Source organism: Nocardia sp. NPDC046473 (genome assembly GCF_040645995.1).
GTDB lineage: Bacteria > Actinomycetota > Actinomycetes > Mycobacteriales > Mycobacteriaceae > Nocardia.
Map to the genome: position 1 here is coordinate 1 of NZ_JBEYZJ010000027.1, position 5,435 is coordinate 5,435.

Consider the following 5,435-nt stretch of genomic DNA (forward strand, 5'->3'; position numbering starts at 1 on the left):
CCGGTTCGGTTCGTGGATGCGGTGCGTGGGGCTGAGCGGCTTGGTGTGACTCGGTTTATCGAGTTGGGTCCGGCCGCGGTGCTGACCCCGATGGCACAGGCCTGCGTGAGCCAGGACCTGGCGGTGGTATCGATGCTGCGGCACGATCGGCCCGAGCCAGTGGCCGCGCTTACCGCGCTCGCCCAGTTGCATGCCGACGGATGCGCCGTCGATTGGCCCGCGGTCATCGGTGGCGACGGGGTGCAGGCGGTCAACCTGCCGACGTATGCCTTTCAGCGCCAGCACTACTGGATGCTGCCCAACCGTGGCGAGCCCGATCTGACTTCGGCCGGTCTAGGGCGCGCCGACCACCCGTTGCTCGGTGCCGTGGTGGGTTTGGCGGAAGCTGACGGGTTGTTGCTGACGGGCCGGCTGTCGGTGCGGGGAGCCGGCTGGCTGGCCGACCATGTGGTCGATGGTGTGGTGTTATTGCCGGGCACCGCATTTGTGGAGCTGGCTCAGCATGCCGGTGATCGCGTGGGTGCGGGGCGAGTAGAAGAGCTCACGTTGGAGCTGCCGTTACTGCTGGACGAGGGTCGTCAGGTGCAGTTGGTGGTAGGGGCGGCGGATGAGCGGCAGTCGCGTTCGTTGAGTGTGTATTCCCGGCCTGACGGTGGGGAGTGGGTGCGTCACGCGACGGGTTTGCTTGCCCCAGCGGCTGTTCGGGAGCCGGAGGGGTTGACCGCGTGGCCGCCGCGAGGTGCCGACGCGCTCGATGTGAGCGGGTTGTACTCGTCGCTGGATGCCCAGGGCTATCGCTATGGACCCAGTTTCCGCGGGCTCACTGCGGCATGGCATCTCGGTGCTGACATTTATGCCGAGGTGGAACTCCCGGAGAGTGCCGAGTCCACCGGTTTCGGCCTGCACCCCGCATTGCTCGACGCGGCATTGCATGCCCTCGGCATCGCCGACACCCGCGATACCGGCGTTCTTGTTCCGTTCGCCTGGCGCGGCTACACCCTGTACGCCACCGGCGCCACCGCGCTGCGAGTGCGGCTGCGCCCGATCGGCGAGAACCAAACGTCGGTGCTGGTCACCGACCAGGCGGGACAGCCGGTCGCGGCGGTGGAGTCGCTGACCGTCCGTGAGCTGCCCGCCGGTGCGCTGAACGTCCGTGCCGACTGGCTGTACCGCCTCCGGTGGCGGCCGCTCCGGCAGCAGGATTCGGCCGAGTTTTCCGCTGAGCCCGAGCTTTTCACAGTGCCGACCGGCGCGACGATTCAAGAATGCACCGAGCTGGTGCTGGCACGAGTGCAAACGGCGCTGGCCGATGCGCGCGAGGACACACGACTCGTCGTGATCACCCGGCACGGGGTGGCAGGCCGGCCCGGCGAGACCGTGACCGAACTCGGCCACGCCGCCGCCTGGGGCCTGGTTCGCGTGGCCCAGTCCGAGCATCCCGGCCGGTTCGTGCTGGCCGACATCGACGAAACGACCACCGAGGAGCAACTCCTCGACGCGGTACGCACCGGAGAGCCGCAGCTGATGCTGCGGGCAGGCGAGCCATGGATCCCGGCACTGTCCACCCCGGACAAATCGGACCTCGCCGCACCGGCGGATACGCGAGCGTGGCGGTTGGACATCCGTGCACCGGGCACCGTGGACTCACTGGAACTCGTCGCCGCACCCGAGGCGCTGGTACCGCTGGCGGCGGGGCAAATCCGGATCGCCGTGCGCGCGGCCGGGCTGAACTTCCGGGACGTGCTGATGTCACTGGACATGTACCCGGGCGATATCGATCTCGGCGGTGAAGGCGCGGGCGTGGTGCTCGAAGTCGGCCCCGGCGTCACCGAATTCCAGCCCGGCGACCCGGTTTACGGCCTGCTGTCGCGGGCGTTCGGACCGGTCGCCGTCGCCGACCACCGCACCGTGGCGCGGATGCCCGAGGGCTGGTCGTTCGCCACCGCGGCGTCCGTGCCGGTGGTATTCCTCACCGCCTACTACGGATTGGTGGACATTGCCCGGATCGCCGTCGGTGAGCGGGTGCTGATCCACGCGGCCGCCGGTGGCGTCGGCATGGCCGCCGGGCAGATCGCCGGACATCTGGGCGCGGAGGTGTTCGGCACCGCCAGCCCGGCGAAGTGGGCGAAGCTGCGCGAATTCGGTTACGACGAAACACATCTGGCCTCGTCGCGCACCCTGGAATTCGAGCAGGCCTTCCGTGTCGCCACCGGCGGCGCCGGGTTCGATATTGTGCTCAACTCGCTGGCGAACGAATTCGTCGACGCATCATTTCGCCTGCTCGCTCCCGGCGCCCGGTTCGCCGAGATGGGCAAGACCGACCTGCGTGATCCGGCGGAGGTCGCTACACAGCTGCCCGGCGTTCAGTACCTGCCGTTCGACCTGAACGAGGCCGGACCGGACCGCATCGGCGAGATCCTCACCGAGTTGGCCGAGCTGTTCCGGTGCGGGGTGCTCACGCCCTTGCCGATCACGGCCTGGGATGTGCGAAAAGCGAAGGACGCCTTCCGATTTGTCAGCCAGGCCAGGCATATCGGCAAGAACGTAATGACCATGCCGACCGAGCTCGAGCCGGCGGGGACGGTGTTGATCACCGGCGGTACCGGTGGGCTCGGCCGGGCATTGGCCGAGCATCTGGTGGTCGAGCGTGGTGTGCGGCACCTGCTGTTGGTGAGCGCACGTGGTCCGGCGGCCGAGGGGGCGGCGCAGTTGCAGGCGCGGCTGGCCGGCCTGGGTGCCACGGTGTCGATCGTGGCGTGCGATGTGGCGGATCGGGCGGCGTTGGCCGGGGTGTTGGCCGGTGTTTCCGCGGCGCATCCATTGACCGCCGTGGTGCACGCGGCGGGTGTGCTGGATGATGGTGTGGTCGAGGGACTTTCGCCGACGCGGTTGGCGGCGGTGCTGCGGCCCAAGGTTGATGGTGCGCTGCACCTGCACGAGCTGACCGCCGGGGCGGATCTCGCGGAGTTCATCCTGTTCTCCTCGGCCGCCAGCGCGCTCGGCAATCCGGGCCAGGCGAACTACGCCGCGGCGAACAGCGTTGTGGAGGCGCTCGCCGTCCAGCGCGAGCGGGCCGGTCTGGCCGCCCGCGCGCTGGCATGGGGGCCATGGGACGGCGGTGGCATGGCGGCGCGCCTGGACGAAGCCACCCGCGCGCGCATGGCGCGCTCCGGCACCCCACCACTATCCATCCCCGAAGGCTTGGCGTTGTTCGATGCCGCGAGTGCGCTGCCCGAGCCGGTGCTGGTGCCAATGCGATTGGACCTCCAGGCATTACGGTCGCACAGCGGCATCGATACCATGCCGCCGGTGCTCCGTGATCTGGTACGTCGCCCAGTGCGTCGCGTCGCCTCGGCCACCCCGGTCGGCGGTTCGTTGCGCGATCGCTTGGCCGGTTTGCCTGCGGCCGAGCGTCGGTCCCGGTTGGTGGAGCTGGTGTGCATCCAAGCCGCAGCCGTGCTCGGACACGGTGACGCCGCCGCCATCGAGCCGCACCGGCCGTTCAGCGAGGTGGGCTTCGACTCGTTGACGGCCGTCGAACTGCGCAACCGGGTACAGGCCGCTACCGGCCTGCGACTGTCTCCCACACTGACATTCGACTATCCGACCACCGTCGCCTTGGCCGAACACTTGGTGATGGAACTGCTCGGCGCGGCCGAGCCGGATGCGTCGCCCGTCGGCCGCTCGGCGGCGAAGGACGCGAGTGAGCCGATCGCCATCGTGGCGATGGGCTGTCGGTATCCCGGCGGGGTGTCCTCGCCGGCAGACCTGTGGCAGTTGGTCTCCGAAGGACGCGACGGCATGTCCGCCTTCCCGACCGACCGAGGCTGGGACGTGGACGCGCTGTACGACCCCGATCCGGAACACACCGGCACCAGCTACGTACGTCAGGGTGGCTTCCTGCACGACGCCGCGTCGTTCGACCCGGATCTGTTCGGCATCTCACCCCGTGAGGCGGTAACCATGGACCCGCAGCAGCGGCTGCTGCTGGAGACGGCATGGGAGGTCTTCGAGCGGGCCGGGATGGATCCGGAATCGTTGCGGGGCAGCCGAACCGGCGTCTTCGCGGGTGCATGGAGCAGTGAATACCTCAGCGGCTCCGGCGAATTGCCAGAGCATCTGGAGGGTTACCTCAGCACGGGGACTTCGGGGAGCGTTGCGTCGGGGCGGATTTCGTATGTGTTCGGTTTGGAGGGGCCTGCGGTCACTGTAGATACGGCGTGTTCGTCGTCGCTGGTGGCGTTGCATCTGGCCGTTCAGTCGTTGCGTAACGGTGAGTGCGATCTGGCGCTGGCCGGCGGGGCGACCGTGATGGCTACTCCCGATACGTTTGTCGATTTCTCGCGGCAGCGTGGATTGGCGCCGGATGGTCGGTGCAAGGCGTTTGCTGATGGTGCCGATGGGACGGCGTGGGGCGAGGGTGTCGGGCTGTTGTTGGTGGAGCGGCTGTCCGACGCGGTTGCTCACGGTCATCCGGTGCTCGCGGTGGTGCGTGGTTCGGCGGTGAATCAGGATGGTGCGTCGAATGGTTTGACGGCGCCGAATGGTCCGTCGCAGCAGCGGGTGATCCGCGCGGCGCTTGCCGCGGCGGGGCTCGTGCCTGCCGATGTCGATGCGGTCGAGGGGCATGGGACCGGTACATCGTTGGGTGATCCGATCGAGGCGCAGGCGTTGTTGGCGACGTATGGGCAGGATCGGGAGCATCCGTTGTGGTTGGGGTCGTTGAAGTCCAATATCGGGCATACCCAGGCCGCTGCGGGTGTGGGTGGTGTGATCAAGATGGTGCAGGCGATGCGGCATGGCACGCTGCCGAAGACACTGAACGTGAATGTGCCGTCGTCGCATGTGGATTGGTCGGCGGGGGCGGTGTCGCTGCTGACCGAAGCGCAGCCGTGGCCGCAGACCGATCGCCCACGTCGAGCGGCGGTGTCCTCGTTCGGAATGAGTGGCACGAACGCGCATGTGATCGTGGAACAAGCCCCTGAGCTCGAGCCGGACCGGGTGCGAGAGCCGGAGTTGTCAAGGGCGCCCGGCGGGTTGGTATTGCGCTCGTCGGTGGTGGCGTGGCCGGTGTCGGCGCGTGGTGAGGCGTCGTTGACGGGGCAGACGACCGCGTTGGCGGGGTGGTATGCCGGCCAGGATCGGATGGATCCGGCGGCGGTGGCGCAGGCGTTGGTGCGGCGTGCTGAGTTGGCAACGCGGGCAGTGGCTTTGGTTCCGGTAGGCGCTGGCAGTGCCATAACTGATCGTGCGGTATCGGTGTTGGACTCTGCCGGGGTTGGTGGTGAGGGTAGCGCTGTAGCTGATGGTGTGGCGTCGGGTTTGGTTGAGCCGGTGCGTGGTTCGGTGGTGGCTGGTCGTGTGGTGTGGGTGTTTGCGGGTCAGGGGAGTCAGTGGGTGGGGATGGGTCGTGAATTGTTGGATGGGTGTGGGGT

1 protein-coding gene is annotated in these 5,435 nt (G+C 68.2%); it reads left to right on the forward strand.

All coding sequences use genetic code 11. The annotated features are described in order from the left end of the window. Nucleotides 1-45 precede the first annotated feature (45 nt). On the forward strand, nucleotides 46-5,435 hold a 5,390-nt coding region (locus ABZ942_RS43735; RefSeq protein ID WP_357392261.1), incomplete at its 3' end, for an SDR family NAD(P)-dependent oxidoreductase.